This window comes from Mesorhizobium sp. M1217 (genome assembly GCF_040318275.1).
GTDB lineage: Bacteria > Pseudomonadota > Alphaproteobacteria > Rhizobiales > Rhizobiaceae > Mesorhizobium.
Genome location: NZ_JAMYMA010000002.1, coordinates 218,452 through 236,787 on the forward strand (window position 1 = coordinate 218,452; position 18,336 = coordinate 236,787).

At 62.3% G+C, this 18,336-nt stretch carries 23 protein-coding genes and 1 other RNA gene; 11 read left to right on the forward strand and 13 right to left on the reverse strand.

Features of this window, described 5'->3' with window-relative positions; translation table 11 throughout:
- Positions 1 to 4: 4 nt before the first annotated feature.
- Positions 5 to 646, reverse strand: coding sequence for a TetR/AcrR family transcriptional regulator (locus tag NKH37_RS03765; RefSeq protein ID WP_352480932.1), 642 nt, complete (start codon positions 644 to 646; stop codon positions 5 to 7).
- A 112-nt stretch (positions 647 to 758) separates the two neighbouring features.
- On the opposite strand from NKH37_RS03765, the gene NKH37_RS03770 reads away from it, so the two are divergent.
- Both NKH37_RS03770 and NKH37_RS03775 read left to right on the forward strand, forming a co-directional pair.
- Positions 759 to 1,592: a Rossmann-fold NAD(P)-binding domain-containing protein gene (locus NKH37_RS03770; RefSeq protein WP_353003862.1), complete on the forward strand. Its 834-nt coding sequence runs from the start codon at positions 759 to 761 to the stop codon at positions 1,590 to 1,592.
- A 1-nt stretch (position 1,593) separates the two neighbouring features.
- Positions 1,594 to 2,073 carry an anthrone oxygenase family protein gene (locus NKH37_RS03775; RefSeq protein WP_352480934.1) on the forward strand — a complete coding sequence of 160 codons (480 nt, stop codon included), beginning with the start codon at positions 1,594 to 1,596 and terminating at the stop codon, positions 2,071 to 2,073.
- Positions 2,074 to 2,093: 20 nt separating this feature from the next.
- Here NKH37_RS03775 and NKH37_RS03780 read toward each other — a convergent pair whose 3' ends face one another.
- The 3 genes from NKH37_RS03780 to NKH37_RS03790 form a co-directional block, all read right to left on the reverse strand.
- The gene (locus NKH37_RS03780) at positions 2,094 to 2,405 is read right to left on the reverse strand and encodes an Rdx family protein (RefSeq protein WP_352480935.1); all 312 of its coding nucleotides are present in this window, start codon (positions 2,403 to 2,405) and stop codon (positions 2,094 to 2,096) included.
- On the reverse strand, positions 2,402 to 3,151 hold the full coding sequence (locus NKH37_RS03785; RefSeq protein WP_023678028.1) for a YebC/PmpR family DNA-binding transcriptional regulator: 750 nt from the start codon (positions 3,149 to 3,151) through the stop codon (positions 2,402 to 2,404). Before NKH37_RS03785 ends, NKH37_RS03780 begins: the two co-directional genes overlap by 4 nt.
- 232 nt (positions 3,152 to 3,383) lie before the next feature.
- Positions 3,384 to 3,707 (reverse strand): ArsR/SmtB family transcription factor, encoded by a 324-nt coding sequence (locus tag NKH37_RS03790; protein ID WP_352815026.1) that lies wholly within the window; start codon positions 3,705 to 3,707, stop codon positions 3,384 to 3,386.
- A gap of 51 nt (positions 3,708 to 3,758) precedes the next feature.
- Here NKH37_RS03790 and NKH37_RS03795 point away from each other — a divergent pair, with 51 nt between their 5' ends.
- From NKH37_RS03795 to NKH37_RS03810, 4 genes are read left to right on the forward strand one after another with little or no spacing between them, the layout of a single operon-like run.
- Entirely contained in the window at positions 3,759 to 4,241 is a 483-nt protein-coding gene (locus NKH37_RS03795) for an SRPBCC domain-containing protein (RefSeq protein WP_353003864.1), read from the forward strand.
- 28 nt (positions 4,242 to 4,269) lie between these two features.
- On the forward strand, positions 4,270 to 4,662 hold the full coding sequence (locus tag NKH37_RS03800) for a VOC family protein (RefSeq protein WP_353003866.1): 393 nt from the start codon (positions 4,270 to 4,272) through the stop codon (positions 4,660 to 4,662).
- Between the two features lie 55 nt (positions 4,663 to 4,717).
- Positions 4,718 to 5,080 (forward strand): hypothetical protein, encoded by a 363-nt coding sequence (locus tag NKH37_RS03805; protein ID WP_352640128.1) that lies wholly within the window; start codon positions 4,718 to 4,720, stop codon positions 5,078 to 5,080.
- A gap of 31 nt (positions 5,081 to 5,111) precedes the next feature.
- Complete coding sequence (locus NKH37_RS03810) at positions 5,112 to 5,579, forward strand: SRPBCC family protein (RefSeq protein ID WP_352850067.1); 468 nt, start codon at positions 5,112 to 5,114, stop codon at positions 5,577 to 5,579.
- Positions 5,580 to 5,601: 22 nt separating this feature from the next.
- Here NKH37_RS03810 and NKH37_RS03815 read toward each other — a convergent pair whose 3' ends face one another.
- The 4 genes from NKH37_RS03815 to ssrS form a co-directional block, all read right to left on the reverse strand.
- A complete protein-coding gene (locus tag NKH37_RS03815; RefSeq protein WP_352494148.1) occupies positions 5,602 to 6,366 on the reverse strand; it encodes a TerC family protein in 765 nt (254 codons plus the stop codon).
- A gap of 70 nt (positions 6,367 to 6,436) precedes the next feature.
- Positions 6,437 to 7,261: a TIGR00282 family metallophosphoesterase gene (locus NKH37_RS03820; protein WP_023678036.1), complete on the reverse strand. Its 825-nt coding sequence runs from the start codon at positions 7,259 to 7,261 to the stop codon at positions 6,437 to 6,439.
- 81 nt (positions 7,262 to 7,342) lie between these two features.
- Positions 7,343 to 7,930: a 5-formyltetrahydrofolate cyclo-ligase gene (locus tag NKH37_RS03825; RefSeq protein WP_353003868.1), complete on the reverse strand. Its 588-nt coding sequence runs from the start codon at positions 7,928 to 7,930 to the stop codon at positions 7,343 to 7,345.
- Between the two features lie 80 nt (positions 7,931 to 8,010).
- A non-coding RNA gene (gene ssrS, locus NKH37_RS03830) (6S RNA) lies at positions 8,011 to 8,166 on the reverse strand.
- A 176-nt stretch (positions 8,167 to 8,342) separates the two neighbouring features.
- Here ssrS and NKH37_RS03835 point away from each other — a divergent pair.
- The 5 genes from NKH37_RS03835 (at position 8,343) to msrB (ending at position 12,281) form a co-directional block, all read left to right on the forward strand.
- Positions 8,343 to 9,182 carry an AAA family ATPase gene (locus NKH37_RS03835; RefSeq protein ID WP_023719646.1) on the forward strand — a complete coding sequence of 280 codons (840 nt, stop codon included), beginning with the start codon at positions 8,343 to 8,345 and terminating at the stop codon, positions 9,180 to 9,182.
- 118 nt (positions 9,183 to 9,300) lie between these two features.
- A complete protein-coding gene (locus tag NKH37_RS03840; protein WP_023719647.1) occupies positions 9,301 to 9,747 on the forward strand; it encodes a GNAT family N-acetyltransferase in 447 nt (148 codons plus the stop codon).
- An 8-nt stretch (positions 9,748 to 9,755) separates the two neighbouring features.
- The gene (locus NKH37_RS03845) at positions 9,756 to 10,946 is read left to right on the forward strand and encodes a vWA domain-containing protein (protein WP_023719648.1); all 1,191 of its coding nucleotides are present in this window, start codon (positions 9,756 to 9,758) and stop codon (positions 10,944 to 10,946) included.
- Positions 10,947 to 11,768: an MBL fold metallo-hydrolase gene (locus NKH37_RS03850; protein ID WP_353003870.1), complete on the forward strand. Its 822-nt coding sequence runs from the start codon at positions 10,947 to 10,949 to the stop codon at positions 11,766 to 11,768.
- A 108-nt stretch (positions 11,769 to 11,876) separates the two neighbouring features.
- Positions 11,877 to 12,281, forward strand: a complete 405-nt coding sequence (gene msrB, locus NKH37_RS03855; protein ID WP_353003872.1) for a peptide-methionine (R)-S-oxide reductase MsrB — start codon at positions 11,877 to 11,879, stop codon at positions 12,279 to 12,281.
- Between the two features lie 3 nt (positions 12,282 to 12,284).
- Here msrB and NKH37_RS03860 read toward each other — a convergent pair whose 3' ends face one another.
- From NKH37_RS03860 to NKH37_RS03880, 5 genes are all read right to left on the reverse strand, one after another.
- Positions 12,285 to 12,599: a hypothetical protein gene (locus NKH37_RS03860; protein WP_352480941.1), complete on the reverse strand. Its 315-nt coding sequence runs from the start codon at positions 12,597 to 12,599 to the stop codon at positions 12,285 to 12,287.
- A gap of 71 nt (positions 12,600 to 12,670) precedes the next feature.
- The gene (locus NKH37_RS03865) at positions 12,671 to 13,111 is read right to left on the reverse strand and encodes a hypothetical protein (protein WP_023719652.1); all 441 of its coding nucleotides are present in this window, start codon (positions 13,109 to 13,111) and stop codon (positions 12,671 to 12,673) included.
- A 51-nt stretch (positions 13,112 to 13,162) separates the two neighbouring features.
- The gene (locus NKH37_RS03870; protein ID WP_023719653.1) at positions 13,163 to 13,423 is read right to left on the reverse strand and encodes a DUF2312 domain-containing protein; all 261 of its coding nucleotides are present in this window, start codon (positions 13,421 to 13,423) and stop codon (positions 13,163 to 13,165) included.
- A gap of 161 nt (positions 13,424 to 13,584) precedes the next feature.
- Positions 13,585 to 17,043, reverse strand: coding sequence for a pyruvate carboxylase (gene pyc, locus NKH37_RS03875; RefSeq protein ID WP_352894714.1), 3,459 nt, complete (start codon positions 17,041 to 17,043; stop codon positions 13,585 to 13,587).
- Between the two features lie 174 nt (positions 17,044 to 17,217).
- On the reverse strand, positions 17,218 to 18,336 hold the full coding sequence (locus tag NKH37_RS03880) for a branched-chain amino acid ABC transporter substrate-binding protein (protein WP_023719655.1): 1,119 nt from the start codon (positions 18,334 to 18,336) through the stop codon (positions 17,218 to 17,220).

Here is an 18,336-nt window from a genome sequence, read left to right on the forward strand (position 1 = left end):
CCGGTCAGGCGCCGAGCAACTCTCGCAGAGCCATCCGCTTGTAGGCCGCAACCAGCCTGTCACCCTCTTGCCGGTCGACCGAAATCGCAAGCCGCATTGCGGCCTCGCCCATCTGCCAGATGAGAAATGCCGTGGTTTCCAGCGCTTCCGGATCGGCGGACGGCCGCAACCGCTTCAGCACCGTGGTGAGGAATTCGGCGTTGGCCCGGCTGTCGGCAAGCTCAAGCTCGCGCAATGCTTTGTCGGCCTGTGTCCCCGACCAGATGTCGCGCATCACCGGCTCGGCCAGGAATAACCGGTAGTAGATATCCACCAGCTCCGAAAACGCCTGGCGCAAGCCGTCGGCGTCACTGACGTCGGCAAGTGCCGCCGCGATGCAGGCCTGGCTTTCGGCGGTGTAGCGTTCGGCCAGCGCCCAAATGATTGCCCGCTTGTCCGGGAAGAACTGGTAGAGCGAGCCGATCGACACGCCAGCCCTCTCGGCCACCTCGCCCATGCGCATCGCATCGCTGCCTTGCTCGGCGATCAGCGCCGACGCTGCGGCCAGCATGCGCTCGACCCGCTCGCGGCTACGCTGCTGGCTCGGCGTTCGGCGCGGCGATGCGATCTGGCCATCCTGTGAATCCGATACGGCAGAGCCTTCCATCACTGTCTCCAGGCGAACAATCAACAAATTGGCTTGACTCGCAAAATACGAGGGTTTATCACGTTTGGCAAATGTGAGGATTGCTCACATTTGCAAACTGAGGAAAATCGACATGAACCCTACTGTAACGAAACCAACTTTGATCCTCGGCGGCACCGGCAAGACCGGCCGCCGTCTCGCCGAGCGGCTGACGGCGCGGGGCCTGCCGGTGCAGATCGGCTCGCGCTCGGGTACGCCGCCCTTCGACTGGGAAAATAGCACGACCTGGGAACCCGCGCTTGATGGTGTCGGCGCCGTCTACATCAGCTACTATCCTGATCTTGCGGTGCCCGGCGCGGCCGACACGGTCGGCGCCTTCTCTCGTCTTGCCGTGGAGTGTGGTGTGCGTCGGCTGGTACTGCTGTCGGGGCGCGGCGAAACGGAAGCACAGCGCGCCGAAGAGATGCTCAAAGCTTCAGGCGCCGATTGGACGATCCTGCGCTGCGCCTGGTTTTCCCAGAACTTCAGTGAAGGCTTCCTCGTCGAATCTTTGCAGGAGGGCGAGGTGGCGTTGCCTGTCGGCAGTGTGGGCGAACCATTTGTGGATGCCGACGATATCGCGGAGGCCGCCTTTACCGTGCTAACCCAGCAAGGACATGTCGGAGAGCTCTATGAGCTGACCGGGCCGCGGCTGCTGAGCTTTGCCGACGCGGTCGCCGAGATCGGCAGGGCCGCCGGCCGCGACATTCGTTTCAAGCGGGTTTCCTATGCCGAGTTCACCACCGCCATCGCCGAGCACGAGTTGCCGGCAGAGTTCGCCTGGCTGCTCAACGAGCTGTTCACCGAAGTGCTCGACGGCCGCAACGAAACGCTGACCGACGGCGTCCAGCGCGTGCTCGGCCGCGCCCCAAAAGACTTTTCCACCTACGCAACCGAAACCGCCGCCACGGGCATCTGGAGTGACTGACATGATCATGAAACTGCTTCCCACCCTCACCTTCGTCGCTGCCATTGGCTCAGGCGTTGTCGGCGGCGTTTTCTTCGCCTTCTCCAACTTTATCATGCCGGCGCTCGCCCGCTTGCCTGCCGGAGGCGGCATCGCCGCCATGAATTCGATCAACATCACCGTGATTACGCCGGCATTCATGACCGCGCTATTCGGCACCGGGCTGGTCTGTCTTGTGCTTGCCGCCGGCGCTCTTATCGGCTGGAGCCAGCCGGGCGCGTTCTGGCTTCTCGCCGGCGCCCTGATCTATCTCGTCGGCAACCCGATCGTGACGATGATGTTCAACGTGCCGCTCAACAACGCCCTGGCCGCCGTCGATCCGGCAAGCGCCAACGGCGCCGCGGTATGGGCCACTTATCTCAAGGACTGGGTGATGTGGAACCATGTCCGCACCATCACCGCCATCGTGGCGCTGGGCTGTTTTATCTTCGCGTGGCGGTGAATGCCGGGGCAAGAAGACCCTCAGGCAGGGTCCTTCGACTTATGACCCTTGCGATCGGCATGGCCGAGATCGCGATCCGGATCGATGACGTCGCGAACCAGTTGCTTGAGTTTTGCGGCGTCGGGAAAACCGCCGTCACGTTTGCGGTCCCAGACCAGCGTGTCATTGCAGGAAATGGTGAAGATGCCGCCGGTGCCGGGCACCAGCGCCACTTCGCCGAGATCGGTGCCGAAGGTGGACAGCAGCTCCTGCGCCATCCAGCCGGCCCTGAGCAGCCACAGGCACTGCGTGCAATAGGTGATGCGGACTGTAGGCAGCGCGTGTTGGGTCATGCCGCGCTGAGCTTCGCCAAGGTCTCCTCGTCGACCTCGAAATTGGCGTAGACGCTCTGCACGTCGTCGTCATCTTCAAGCGTCGCGACCAGCTTCATCAGCGATTGTGCCCGCTCCTCGTCGACCGCGATATTGGTCTGCGGCTTCCAGATCGGCTTCACCGATTCAGCCTCGCCGAGCGCGCCTTCCAGCGCCTTCGACACCTCGCCGAGATTCTCGAAGGCGCAGTAGATCGTGTGGCCTTCCTCGTCCGACTGGACGTCGTCGGCGCCGGCCTCGATCGCCGCGTCCATCACCTTTTCGGCGCTGCCGGCCGATGCCGGATAGTAGATCTCGCCGACGCGGTCCCACATGAACGACACCGAGCCGGTCTCGCCCATCGCCCCGCCGGCCTTGGTGAAGGCAGCGCGCACATTCGACGCCGAGCGGTTGCGGTTATCGGTCAGCGCCTCGACGATCAGCGCGACGCCGCCCGGCCCATAACCCTCGTAGCGCACGGCCTCGTAGGTCTCGGCATCGCCCATCGACGCCTTGTTGATGGCGCGCTGGATGTTGTCCTTCGGCATCGACACCGCCTTGGCGTTCTGCACCGCAAGGCGCAGGCGAGGGTTCATCGATGGATCGGGCGTGCCGCTCTTGGCGGCGACGGTGATTTCGCGCGCCAGCTTGGAAAACATTTTCGATCGCACCGCATCCTGACGGCCCTTGCGGTGCATGATGTTCTTGAACTGTGAATGGCCAGCCATGGCACCCCTGTCGTCTTCTCGGCTAGAGCATCCGCGGCCTGGTGAACCACCCGGCGCCTTGCAAAGTGCTCGAATTCAAAATCTCAGAACGTCCTGCTGCGTCCGGACGGACGTACGGCGCTCTATGTCGGAATGGCCGGCTTATAGATAAATCGGCTCAATTCGTCCAGCCGCGCCGTGGCAGACGACACGCAAGGGCTTGAGACCCGAAAAGGCAGGCTTCGGCGGCCGTTCACCCCTCCAGATCGGACTTCAGCCGGTCGAGAATGCTGATCGCGTGCGTGGCATATTGGCTGATCCAGCGGTCGTGGATGTGCTTGATCGGCAGCGCGTTGAGATGGTTCCAACGCTCGCGGCCCTCGCGCCGCGCCACGACCATGTCGGCCTCCTCCAGCACTTTCAGATGCAGCATGATCGTGCAGCGGTCCATGTCGGGGAAGGCATCGCACAACATGCCGGTGGTCTGCGGCGCATCCTTCAGCCGGTCCAGCAACTCACGCCGGCGCGGATGCGCCAGCGCCTTGAAAACATTGTCGTCCTGCGAATGGCTTGACATGTTAGGTTTCTATAACATATCGTTGAGCCATTCAAGGAAGGAGCTGTGGATATGTCTCTTGGATTCAGGGTTTCGGGCCGCATCGGCAGACCTGTCGCCGAAGTCTTCGACGCGGTCGTCAATCCGAAGAAGCTTAGCGGCTATTTCACTACGATCGGCGGCGCCAGCGCGCCGCTGGTGGCTGGTGCCGGTGTTGTCTGGTGGGGCAAGGTCCCCGTCGAGGTCGACGAAGTGATCAAGGACAGCCGCATCGTGCTGCACTGGGACGCCTCCGATGCCGACGGCAAGCCAGCCTACAAGACCCGCATCGAGATGAATTTCGAACCGCTCGATGATGGCGGCACCTTTGTCACCATCGCCGAGACCGGCTGGCGCGAGGACGCGGTCGGCCTGAAGAAGTCCTATCTCAATTGCGAGGGCTGGTCGCAGATGCTGGCCTGCATGAAGGCCTATGTCGAATACGGCATCAATCTGCGCGACGGCTATTATCGCAGCGAGATGAAGGGCGAGCCGGCCAACGAGAACAACATCTGAAAAACCACCAAGATGACGGAGGCCTGCGATGAAGCAAGTGACGCCATTTCTGATGTTCGAGGGCAAGGCCGAAGAGGCAATGACCTTCTATTGCGAGACGATCCCCGACAGCAGCGTCCTTGACGTCACACGTTACGGCTCCGGCGAAGACGGCCCGGAAGGGACGGTCAAGCTGGCGCGCGTGTCCATAAGCGGTCTGGAAGTGATGGTCTACAACAGCCCCGTGCACCATGCCTTCACATTCACGCCGTCGGTCTCGCTGTATGTGGATTGCTCCACGGAGGCAGAGCTGAACGGCATTGTCGAGGCCCTGGCCAAGGACGGCAAATTTCTGATGCCGCTGGACAATTATGGTTTCAGCCGCCGGTTTGCATGGCTCAACGACAGGTACGGAGTCTCCTGGCAAATCAATTTGGCATAGCGGGTTCTGGACCGAACCGGCCAATCGAACCTGAACACGGGAATGGAGCCAGCAAATGACCGCGAAGATCAGCGGCGGCATCAACATCGCCATGAAAGTGCCGCCACATCAATACCAGGCAACGATCGCCTTCTATCGCGACGTCATCGGCCTGAAGCCATTCACGGCCAAGGCGCCCGCTATCGGCTTTGAACTCGGTCCCAATCGCCTGTGGATCGACGAGGCGCCGATGCTTAGTCAGGCCGAGGTCTGGCTGGAACTGTTCACCGATGATTTTCCAGGCGCGGCGGACCATCTCGCCAAGGCCGGCGTCGTGCGCTGCGACGCCATCGAGGCACTGGGTGAAGGCTTTCGCGGCGGCTGGATCACCAACCCGGCCAACATCATTCACCTCGTGCGCGAACCCGATGCGTGGTGAACCGGGGCGGCGCCGTGGAAAGGAGGACGCTATGGAAATCCGTGAAACACCGACCGCCGAAGCCGGCATGCTGATAAGGCGGCCGGTCGCCGACGTATTCGAAGCCTTCGTCGATCCGGCGATCACGACAAAATTCTGGTTCACCCATGGCAGCGACAGGTTGGACAGCGGCAAGGAAATCCGTTGGGAATGGTACATGTATGGCGTCTCAACGACGGTCAGCGTCAGTGAGATCGTCGAAAACAAGAAGATCGTCATGCAATGGAGCGATCCACCGACCACGGTGGTGTGGACCTTCACCGAGATGCCGGGCGGCACGACCTTTGTCGAGGTCCGCAATTTTGGCTTTGCCGGCAGCGGCGACGAGCAGATCAAGCAGGCGATCGACTCGACGGGCGGCTTTGCGCTGGTGCTCGCCGGCGCCAAGGCGTGGCTCGAGCAAGGCCTGACGCTTGGCCTGACCGGCGACCGCCATCCGAAGGGTTTGCCGGCGCAATAAGGTCAGCCGCGGTGGGCCATCCTCAGTGCCCGCCGCCCTTTGCCTTCTTCCGCCGCCGCGCCAGCATGTTGAGCCCTTCGACCAGTGCCGAAAACCCCATAGCAGCGTAGATGTAGCCTTTCGGCACGTGGTAACCCATGCCGTCGGCGATCAGCGTCATGCCGATCATCAGCAGGAACCCTAGCGCCAGCATGACGATGCTGGGGTTCCTGGCGATGAAATCGGCCAGCGGCCCGGCCGCCAGCATCATCACGCTCACCGCCACGATCACCGCGATGTACATGATCGCGATTTCGTCGGTCATGCCGACGGCGGTGATGATCGAGTCGATCGAGAAGACGAGGTCGAGCAGCAATATCTGGAAAATGGCGCCGGCCAGCGACAGCTGCAGTGTTTCGCCCATCATCGTGTCCTGGTGATCATCGAGATCGACCGTGTGGTGGATCTCCTTGGTCGCCTTCCAGACGAGGAACAGGCCGCCGGCAATCAGGATCAGGTCGCGCCATGAAAAGCCGTGGCCGAAGGCGGTGAATATCGGCATCGTCAACTGGACGATGATCGAGATGGTGGCCAGCAGGATCAGCCGCATCACCAGCGCGGCGGAGATGCCGAGCCGCCGGGCGCGGGCTCGCTGCGCTACCGGCAATTTGTTGGTCAAAATCGAGATGAAGATCAGATTGTCGATGCCGAGCACGACCTCCAGCACGATCAGCGTCAGCAGCGCGACCCATGCCGTCGGGTCGGAGACAAAGGCGAAATGCGGCGCCAGGAATTCGACTAGCTGCATGGAGGTCGTCCCCTCTACGATCTAGAGCAGTTTCGCCGGCAATTGGGTATTGCAAGCGTCCATATCAATGTCACGACCAGAAGGAAGGAGCCGTTTCCTCCAGCCGCGGGCCGCGGCGAAACGGCGCGATCCGTTCAGTCAGGCCGCTACGGTCGGAAATGTCGACGCCGACGCCGCACAATGTCGCCGGTCCGGTCGACGCCTCGAAACGGCCTTTCGGCACCTTGGACAAAAACCGGTTGAGCGGCTCCTCCTTGTCCATGCCGAGCGAGGAATCGTAATCGCCGCACATGCCGGCATCGGAAATATAACCGGTGCCGCCATTGAGGATCTGGTGATCGCCGGTCGGCTGATGCGTGTGGGTGCCGACAACAAGGCTGGCACGGCCGTCGACGAAATGGGCGAAGCACATTTTTTCCGAGGTCGCCTCGGCATGGAAATCGATGACGATCGCATCGGCCTGCTCGCCAAGCGGACAAGCGGCAAGTTCGCGCTCGCCGGCCTGGAACGGATCGTCGAGCTCGGGATGCATGAACACCCGGCCCATGATGTTGGCGACCAGCACGCGCGCGCCGTTCCTGGCGATGTAGACGCCTGAGCCGCGCCCCGGCGTGCCTTTCGGGAAGTTGGACGGACGCAGGAAGCGTTCCTCGCGCGGCGCGAAAATCAGCGCATCGCGTTGGTCCCAGACATGGTTGCCGGTGGTGACGACATCGGCGCCGGCCGAGATCGTCTCGCGAAAAATCTCCTCGGTGATGCCGAAGCCGCCGGCGGCGTTCTCGCCATTGACGATGACGAAGTCGAGTTTGAAATCCGAGATCAGGCCGGGCAGTTGTTCCCACACCGCCGTACGTCCTGTCTTGCCGACCATGTCGCCGAGAAAGAGAAGTCTCATATAAGCGTGATCCTGAACTGAAGGTCAGCGAAGCAAAAAGCTGCATGACTTTCGGAAAAGACCATGCGTCCAGGAACTTATCTACAATTTCGGCGCGAACAGGCGCAACCCGCTCTCGGTGAGTATTTCCGGAATGATCACGTCATGCGGCTCGTCCGGCACCAGGGCCACCTCCTGGCAGTCGAAGGCAATGCCGATCAGCCGCGGCTGCTGTCCGTTGTCGGCCAGCCGCGCGATCGCCCGGTCGTAATAGCCGGCGCCGTAACCGATGCGGTGGCCGCGCGCATCGAAGGCGGCAAGCGGCACCAGCATCACCTGCGGATCGAGTACCTCGGCTTCCTCATGCGGCCCGACGGTGCCGAAGCCCATGTCGATCATTGGCGCGCCGCGCACCAGTTCGCGAAAAACGATGGTGGTCTTGTCGAGAATGGCCGGCAGGCAGAGCCTCGCGCCCTTCTCGCGCAAGGCAAACATCAGCGGCCGGACGTCGACTTCCGAGCGCATCGGCCAGAAGCCTGAGACGATCTGGCCCGGCTCGACGGTGATCTGGTCGCGCGCCGTCTCGGCCATTTCGAGTGCTGCCTCCACACGCCAGAACGGATCGAGCGCATCGCGGCGCCCGAGGGCTTGGTTGCGAAGATTTTTTTTCAGGTCTTTTGAGGAGGTCATGGAGCCAGGATAGAAAAAGTCGGATCTGGACGGGGTTTTGGGAGCGACGTTTCCTACCGCATGGCCCACTGAAATGTGAGTGACGATCCACACAACCGGTGGAGAGAGCGATCCCGGGAACCTACAAAGTAGGTGGGCGCCGTATGAGAAAACCCACGGGTCTTCCCAGGGACAGCTCCCTAGGGATCATTAAGGCCCCGGGGAAAATGTTCTCCTGCCGGGAAGCGCAGACCGTCCCCGCCAATATAGGCAGACGGCAGGCCCAGCGCCAGAGAGACGACACGCTTCGAGTCTTAAATCGACGCAGAACCCCTCAACGAGGTCAGCGCCGGCAAAATCCCCGCTTCGCCAGCAGCGCCTTGCACACCGAAGGCCGCGTCCTTAGGGTCGCGCGATGAACCCGGGAGCAAAAATGCGTTTCGAAGGCACGGCAGCCTATGTTGCCGACAAGGATCTGATGGTGGCGGTCAACGCGGCGATCGCGCTGGAGCGGCCGTTGCTGGTCAAGGGCGAGCCCGGCACCGGCAAGACCGAACTTGCCCGCCAGGTGGCGGCAGCGCTCGGTCTGGATCTGATCGAATGGCACGTCAAATCGACCACGCGGGCGCAGCAGGGTCTCTATGAATACGATGCCGTCTCGCGGCTGCGCGACAGCCAGCTCGGCGACGAGCGCTTCAACGACATTCGCAATTACATCAAGCGCGGCAAATTATGGAATGCCTTTGCCGCCGGCAAGAAAGTCGTGCTTCTGATCGACGAGATCGACAAGGCCGATATCGAGTTCCCCAACGATCTGTTGCAGGAATTGGATAGGATGGAGTTCTTCGTCTACGAGACCGGCGAGACCATCCGCGCCACCGTCCGGCCGATCGTCATCATCACCTCCAACAACGAGAAGGAATTGCCGGACGCCTTCCTGCGCCGCTGCTTCTTCCACTACATCCGCTTCCCCGACGTCGACACTTTGCACAAAATCGTCGACGTGCATTATCCCGGCATCAAGCAGAAACTGGTGCGAGCGGCATTGACCCAGTTCTATGAGATCCGCGATGTGCCCGGCCTGAAGAAGAAGCCGTCGACCTCCGAGGCACTCGACTGGATCCGCCTGCTGGTCGCCGACGACATCGCGCCCGAGGACCTGCGCGCCGACCCGAAGAATGCGTTGCCGAAACTGCATGGCGCGTTGCTGAAGAACGAACAGGACGTGCATCTGTTCGAGCGCCTGGCCTTCATGGCGAGACGGCAGGGGTGAGGGGCTGGTCAGTCGGAAGCCGACGAAAGCCCTCGGACAGCGGTTTCCCGTCGCTGGACCGTTGCCCTTGGTCAGGGACGGAGGCAGCTTCGGGTTGCCGAGTTCAGAGGGAAATGAAATGACCGAGATCACCGTCCGCCCATTGGCGCAATCCGACCATGCCGATTGGCGGCGTCTGTGGACCGCCTATCTCACCTTCTACGAAACCAAGTTGCCGGAAGCGGTTTACGCCGTCACCTGGAAGCGGCTGTTCACGGCGGGCGAGTTCGAGCCGAAAGGCTTCATCGCCACCCTCGACGGCAAGGCCGTCGGCCTGACGCACTATCTCTACCATCGCTCCTGCTGGTCGGAGATAAACAACTGCTATCTGCAGGACCTGTTTGCCGACCCCGATGTGCGCGGCAAGGGCGTCGGCGCCGCCCTGATCGAAGCGGTCAGGCAGGAAGCCGGCAAGATCGGCGTCAAGAACGTCTACTGGATGACGCACGAGACCAACACCACCGCACGCAAGCTCTACGACCATGTGGCGCGCAGGACCGGCTTCATCGAGTATGATCTGCTGTAGACCGTGAGATGTTCATCCCCTTCTTCCTCGAACTGAAGGCAGCGCGGGTTCCGGTCTCGCTCCGCGAATATCTGTCGCTGCTGGAGGGGCTGGAGGCCGGGCTGGTCGACTATGATGTTGAGGGCTTTTACTATCTCGCCCGCGCCGCTCTGGTGAAGGACGAGCGCCACATCGACCGCTTCGACCAGGTCTTTTCGCACATCTTCAAAGGTGTCGAGGCGCGGGCTGGCGAAAACCCGGTCGATGTCGCAAACATCCCGGAGGAATGGCTGCGGAGGCTCGCCGAAAAGCACCTGACCGATGAGGAGAAGAAGCTGGTCGAGGCGCTGGGCGGCTTCGAAAAGCTGATGGCGAGGCTGAAGAAGCGGCTGGAGGAGCAAAAGGGCCGACATCAGGGCGGTTCGAAATGGATCGGCACCGGCGGCACCTCGCCCTTCGGCGCCTATGGCTACAATCCCGAAGGCGTGCGCATCGGCCAGCACGAAAGCCGCAACCGCCGCGCGGTAAAAGTCTGGGACAAACGCGAGTTCAGGAACTTCGACGATGCCGTCGAACTCGGCACCCGCAACATCAAGGTCGCGCTGAAGCGCTTGCGCCGCTGGGTGCGCGAAGGCGCCGAAGAGGAATTCGACCTGCCAGGGACCATCCACGCCACCGCCGAGCACGGATATCTCGACGTTAAGACACAACCCGAACGTCGCAATGCGGTCAAGCTGCTGATGTTCTTCGATGTCGGCGGCTCGATGGACGACCACATCAGGAGCGTCGAGGAGCTATTTTCGGCTGCCCGCGCCGAATTCCGCCAGCTCGAATATTTCTATTTCCACAACTGCCTCTACGAGGGCGTGTGGAAGGACAATCGCCGCCGCCATGCCGAGGTGATTCCGACCTTCGATCTCCTGCATAAATATGGCCCCGACTACAAGGTGATCGTCGTCGGCGACGCCTCGATGAGCCCCTACGAGATCGCCCATCCCGGCGGCTCGGTCGAGCACTGGAACAAGGAGGCCGGCGCCGTCTGGCTTGGGCGGTTGCTGCAGCAATGGCCAAATGCCATATGGCTCAACCCGGAAGCCGAGAAGAACTGGGGTTTTACCCATTCGATTGCCATGATCCGCGATATTTTTGACGGCCGCATGTTTCCACTGACGCTCGCCGGCCTCGAAGCCGCGACGAAGCAACTTTCAAGGAAGCACTGAATGGATCCACGCAAAACAGGAAGGTCGACCTGTTTCCTTTGCCTGCAATGCGGTGTCCAGTTCGCGGCGACAGCGACGCCGCCGCGACATTGCCCGATCTGCGAGGACGAGCGGCAATATGTGCGTTGGGAGGGCCAGGCCTGGACCACGCCGGAAGAGCTCGCCGCCGGCCATCGGCTCGCGATGAGAGACGACGCCGGCGTGCTCGCCTTCGGCATCGAGCCGCGCTTCGCCATCGGCCAGCGGGCATTGCTGGCGCAAACGCCGCACGGCGATGTGCTGTGGGACTGCATTTCGATGGTCAGCGACGAGGCGGTGGCCGAGATCAACCGCCGGGGCGGCCTCGCCGCGATCGCCATTTCCCACTGCCATTATTATTCGGCAATGGTCGAGTGGAGCGAGGCGTTTGGCGGCGTGCCGATTTATCTGCACGCCGATGATTGTCAGTGGATCATGCGGCCGCATCCGGCGATCATCAGCTGGCAAGGCGAGACGCGCGCCATAAACCCGTCGCTGACGCTCATCCGCTGCGGCGGCCACTTTGCCGGTGGCCAGGTGCTGCACTGGAAGCGCGACGGCGGCAATGCCATCCTGGCCGGCGACATCGTGCAGGTGACGCCGACTCGCCGCCATCTCAGCTTCATGTACAGCTACCCGAACTACATCCCGCTCAACGCTTCGAAAGTGCTCGGCATCAAGGCCGCGCTGGAGCCTTTCGCGTTCGACCATATCTATGGCGCGTGGTGGAACCAGAACGTCATCGGAGATGCAAAGGCGGCATTTTCAGCATCGGTTGCGCGCTATCTCGCCGCCATCGCCTGAGGAATTCTTCGCGACAGGATAGAAATACGGGCAAACGCGGTAACAAATCCCTATTTCAGGCGAAGTTGGGAAGGCAACCCAAATAGCGACCTAAGCTAAGAGGAAAAAATGGACAGCCACACCTACCCCGTTACCCGCACCGACGCCGAATGGCGCGCCCGGCTGACGCCTGAGCAATATGCGGTGATGCGCAACCACGACACCGAGCGGCCGGGAAGCTGCGCCCTGCTGCACGAGAAGCGCGCCGGCACCTTCTCCTGCGTCGGCTGCGACCAACCCTTGTTTGAATCCAAGCTGAAATTCGAGAGCGGCACCGGCTGGCCGAGCTTCAACGACCCGGTGCCGGGTTCGCTCGAGACTACTGTCGACCGCAGCTACGGCATGGTCCGCACCGAATGCCATTGCGCCCGCTGCGGCAGCCATCTCGGCCACGTCTTCGAGGACGGCCCGCCGCCGACCGGCCTGCGCTATTGCATCAACGGCGTGGCGCTCAAATTCGAGCCGGCCGCCTGATCGTCAGGCCACGACCACCAGGATCAGCCACAACGTGGCGCCAAGCGTCATCAGCGAGGCCTTGGCGCCACTTGATTTTCCGGCAGTTCGCCAAACGGCAAAAGTCAGGAAGATGTTGTAGGGCACCGGCGCGAAATGCACCGCCAGAACCAGCGCAAGCGGCAACTTCAGCCCGAGCAGAATGAGCGCCGCCACCGATGACGCGACGTTGATCGCTGTGCCGACAACAACCAGGTCGCGCCAGAACAGCCGATCGAGCGGCACGCCGCCGAGCCAGCGTGAGCGGAAGAAGGCGGCAACGCGCGACATGATCGTCATCGATCCACCGGCTCCCTCGCTCTGCTCACCAGCGCAACCCTTCCACACGGATTGCGTCTGGAAACCCTGCTTTATTCCTGACCCAGAACTTCGGCAATCGCGCGCTCGAAACGCGAGGCTTCCGTCACCAGCCAGTCGGTCATCGCCGGCCAATTGTCTTCGGCAAAACAATTCACCCGCCACATCGAATTGATGCCGAGGCCGTCGCAACTTTGTTCTGGCCTGAGCTTCAGCCTGTCTTCGATGGCCGGCTGGAACGGCTTCAGCCGCGACCAGGCTTGCGTGGCACCGAACTTCTCGTTGCGGCCGAAGAAGACGCCGACATGATTCTGCGCAGGCGCGACGTACATGGAAAGGACCAATGCGAAGTCGGGCAGCCCACGCTGCCAGAACCACGGTCCACGCCTCGCCAGCAGAGCCCTTTCATCCGGATGCCGTTCCGCGAACAGCGTCCAGAAGCTGCGTTGGCGGAATTCAGAGGCGCGGCGGGCGCCAAAATCGAATTCGCTCATGGTTCGAACCGTCGAGGGGCGCCGCAACCGGCGCCCAAGGCTGTTATCGGCCTACACCATTCCAAGCGCGGCCTTGTACAGATCGAGGATGGACTCCTCTTCCTGCCGCTCGGCCTGGTCCTTCTTGCGCAGCCGGATGATCGACCGCATCGCCTTGGTGTCAAATCCGGTGCCCTTGGCCTCGGCGAACACTTCCTTGATGTCGTCGGCAATCGTCTTCTTCTCTTCCTCGAGCCGCTCGATGCGTTCGATGAAGGCGCGCAGCTGGCCGGCGGCAACAGTCTGGCTGGTTTCGGTGATGTCGTCGGCCATATTCTTCACTCCGCGTCGTTTCTCGCCGCGACTCACGGGGACCCGAGCGGCGAATTGCAGCGGTTCGATGCCCGACCGGGCGCGGCGGGTCAAGGTGCTATCGATGCGGCATGAAGGGGCTGCTGCCAGGCGCCGACAAGGCTCTCTGATGCCGGCCTATTTCACCCGAACGCGATCAGCAGATCCTTGGCATCGATCTGGTCGCCGGCCTTGACCAGCACCTCGGCGATGGTGCCGTCGCGTTCGGCATGCAACGCCGTTTCCATCTTCATCGCTTCGATCGACAGCAGCACGTCGCCGGCCTTCACCGCCTGGCCGGCAGCGACCACAAGCGCCGAGACGACGCCAGGCATCGGCGCGCCGACATGCGCCTCATTGCCCGGCTCCGCCTTGCGCCGTGCCTTGGCAGCGGAGGCGCCATGCGCCCGGTCCGGCACCTTCACCCGGCGCGGCTGGCCGTTGAGCTCGAAGAACACGGTGACCATGCCCTTTTCGTCGACATCGCCCATGGCAAGGCAGCGCACCACCAGCGTCTTGCCTTTTTCGATGTCGACGAAAATCTCGTCTTCCGGCTTCATGCCGTAGAAATAGGTCGGCGTCGGCAGCACGCTGACCGGCCCGTAGGTCTCCTGCGCGGCGGCGAAATCCGAAAACACCTTCGGATACATCAGCCACGACGCGAACTCGAACTCACTGAGCTTGCGCTCGAGCTTTTCCTCGACCTCCCTGCGGCTGGCCGTGAGGTCCGCCGCCTTGAGCAGCGAACCCGGCCGCACCGTGATCGGCTTTTCGCCCTTCAGCACCTTCTTCTGCAATGGCTTTGGCCAGCCGCCCGGCGACTGGCCGAGGTCGCCGCGCAACATCGACACCACAGAATCCGGGAAGGCGATGTCCCGCGCCGGATTCTCGACGTCGGCGACGGTCAGGTCCTGGCTGACCATCATCAGCGCCATGTCGCCGACGACCTTGGACGACGGCGTCACCTTGACGATATCGCCGAACATCAGATTGACGTCGTGATAGGTCTGCGCCACTTCGTGCCAGCGCGTCTCCAGCCCAAGCGAGCGCGCCTGTTCCTTGAGGTTGGTGAACTGCCCGCCAGGCATTTCGTGCAGATAGACCTCCGATGCTGGCCCCTTCAGGTCGCTTTCGAAGGCGGCGTACTGGTTGCGCACCGCCTCCCAGTAGAACGAGATATTCCTGATCCATTGCGGGTCGAGGCCCGGATCGCGCTCGGTGCCCTTCAGCGCCTCGACGATCGAACCCAGGCATGGCTGCGAGGTGTTGCCAGATAGCGAATCCATCGCCGCGTCGATGCCGTCGACACCGCTCTCCACCGCTGCCAGCACGGTGGCCGCCGACAGGCCGGATGTGTCGTGCGTGTGGAAGTGGATCGGCAGGTCTGTCGCCTCGCGCAGTGCCTTGAACAGCACGCGGGCAGCACTCGGCTTTAGAAGCCCCGCCATGTCCTTGACGGCAATGATATGGGCGCCCGCCGCCTGCAATTCGCTGGCCAGGCCGACATAGTATTTCAGATCGTATTTCGCCCGCGCCGGATCGAGTATGTCGCCGGTATAGCAGATCGCCGCTTCGATCAGCTTGCCCTCGGCGCCGACCGCATCCATGGCCACACGCATGTTCTCGACCCAGTTCAGGCAGTCGAACACGCGGAACAGGTCGATGCCGCCAGCAGCGGCCTGGTGGACGAAATGCTGGACGACGTTGTCGGGATAGTTGGTATAGCCAACGCCGTTGGCGCCACGCAGAAGCATCTGCAGCAGAAGATTGGGTGCTGCCTCGCGCACCAGCGACAGCCGCTCCCATGGATCTTCGGTGAGGAAGCGCATGGCGACGTCGAATGTTGCGCCGCCCCAGCATTCGAGTGACAAAAGCTGCGGCAGAGCGCGCGCATAGGTGCCGGCGATGCCGGCGATGTCATAGGTGCGCACACGCGTCGCGAGCAAGGATTGATGCCCGTCGCGCATTGTCGTGTCGGTGACCAGCACCTCTTTTTGCTCGCGCATCCACGCCGCGAATTTCTCCGGCCCGAGCACGTCGAGCTTCTGCTTGCTGCCGTCAGGCACATTGCCGTTGAGATATGGCACCACCGGTGGCGCCGCATCTGCTTTTGGCTGCGGCCGGCCGCGCGTCTCGGGATGGCCATTGACCGAAACGTCGGCAAGATAGTTGAGCAGCTTGGTCGCGCGGTCCTGCCGCTTCACGCTGGCGAACAGTTCCGGCGTCGTGTCGATGAACTTGGTGGTGTAGGAATTGTCGGCGAAGCTCCGGTGATTGATGATCGCCTCGAGAAAGGTGAGATTGGTCGCCACGCCCCGGATTCGGAATTCGCGCAACGCCCGGTTCATGCGGGCGATGGTCTCGGCCGGCGTCGGCGCCCACGCCGTCACCTTTTCCAGCAATGGATCGTAGAAGCGGGTGATGACCGCGCCCGAATAGGCGGTGCCCCCATCAAGGCGGATGCCGAAGCCGGTGGCGCCGCGATAGGCGGTGATGCGGCCATAGTCGGGGATGAAATTATGCTCGGGGTCTTCAGTGGTGATGCGGCACTGCAGCGCGTGCCCGTTGAGCCTGATGTCCTTCTGCGTCGGCACGCCCGATTCCGCCGTGCCGATGGCAAAGCCGTCGAGTATGTGGATCTGTGCTTTGACGATGTCGATGCCGGTCACTTGTTCGGTGACGGTGTGCTCGACCTGGATGCGCGGATTGACCTCGATGAAATAGAATTTTCCGGTATCGGCATCCTGCAGGAACTCGACCGTGCCGGCGCCGATATAGCTGGTTTCGCGCGCGATCCTCAGCGCATAGGCGCAAAGCTCCTCGCGCTGCGACATTTCGAGATAGGGAGCCGGCGCCCGCTCGACCACTTTCTGGTTGCGGCGCTGGATCGAACAATCGCGCTCGAACAGATGCACCGCATTGCCATGCGTGTCGCCCAGCACCTGCACCTCGACATGGCGGGCGCGCTCGATCAGCTTCTCGAGATAGACCTCGTCCTTGCCGAAAGCCGCCTTCGCCTCACGCTTGCCTTCCATCACCTCGCGGGCGAGATCGGCCTCGGAGCGGATGGCGCGCATGCCGCGGCCGCCGCCGCCCCAAGATGCCTTGAGCATCACCGGGTAGCCGATCGTCCTGGCGAGTTCCTTCACCGCCGCCATGTCGTCCGGCAAGGGATCGGTGGCGGGAATTACCGGCACACCGACTTCGATTGCGAGATTGCGGGCGGCGACCTTGTTGCCCAGCCTGCGCATCGTATCCGGCTTTGGCCCGATGAAGATGATGCCGGCCGTGGCGCAGGCCTCGGCGAATTCCGGGCTCTCCGACAGCAGGCCGTAGCCTGGATGGATGGCATCGGCGCCCGAAAGCCTGGCGACGCGGATAACCTCCTCGATCGACAGATAGCTTTCGATCGGCCCCATATCCCTGGTCAGGTGCGGCCCGCGCCCGACCTGGTAGCTTTCGTCGGCCTTGAAGCGATGCAGGGAGTATTTGTCTTCCTCCGCCCAGATCGCCACGGTTTTGAGGCCGAGTTCATTAGCCGCGCGGAAGACGCGGATGGCAATTTCGGAGCGGTTGGCGACAAGGATCTTCGAGATTGCCAAGGACAGGGCTCCGGACACGGGGAAGGGAACTGCCGGACATGATTAGCGCGAAAATGCTGCAGTGCAAACAAAATCGGGCAGCGGCTAAACCGATTTAAATCAACTCGATGCCGTCAAAACGGAAATGCCCGGCGCAAGCGCCGGGCATCTCCAAAATTATCGTCGTCGACAGGCTTACATCTTCTGGATGTAGGTGTACTTGCCGTCGTCGCCCTTCTTCCACTCGTACATGACGTAGCCGGGCAACGTCGGATCGCCCTTCGCGTCATAGGAGAGGTCGCCCAGAACGGTCTTGAACGGACCCTTCTCATGCAGCGCCTTGGCAACTTCCTGCGGGTCGTTCGACTTGGCAACGGTGGCTGCTTCGGCGATCGCCTGCATGGCGGCGTAGGAGTAAAGCGTGTAGGCCTCCGGTTCGAAGCCCTGCGCGCGGAACTTCTCGACGAGTTCCTTGTTCGTCGGGATCAGACGCGGATCCGGGCCGAACGTGTTCAGCGTGCCCGCAACTGCGTCGCCAGCGATCGAGGCCAGCTCGTTCGACACGATGCCGTCGCCGGAAACCAGCGTCGCCTTGAGGCCCTGGTCAGCCGCCTGGCGGATGATCAGGCCGGCTTCGGTGTGCAGGCCACCCCAATAGATGATGGAAACGCCGGCTTCCTTCATCTTGGCGATCAGCGCCGAGAAGTCCTTGTCGCCGACATTGACGCCTTCGTACATGACTTCCGTCAGGCCGGCTGCGTTCATCGCCTTCTTGGTCTCATCGGCAAGGCCCTGGCCGTAGGTCGTCTTGTCGTGGATGACCGCGATCTTGGCATCCTTGAAGTTCGCCGCGAGATAGGCGCCGGCGATGCTGCCCTGCTGGTCGTCACGTCCGCAGGTGCGGAACGTGTTCCACATGCCGCGTTCGGTGAACTTCGGATTGGTCGCGGCCGGCGTGATCTCGAGGATGCCGTTTTCCGCGTAGACTTCCGACGCCGGGATCGAGACGCCCGAGTTGAAGTGGCCAACCACGAACTTGACGCCGTCGCCGACGAACTTGTTGGCGACCGAGATGCCCTGCTTCGGATCGGAGACGTCGTCGCCGACCGAGAGCTTGATCTGCTCGCCATTGATGCCACCGGCCGCATTGATGTCGGCGACGGCCTGTTCGGCACCCTTCTGCAGCTGCGCGCCGAAGGCGGCATTCGGACCGGTGATCGGACCGGCGACGCCAACCAGGACGTCAGCCCACGCGCTGCCGCTGAACGCGATCAGCGCGGTCAGGGCGACGGCGGACAAAAGTGATTTTTTCAT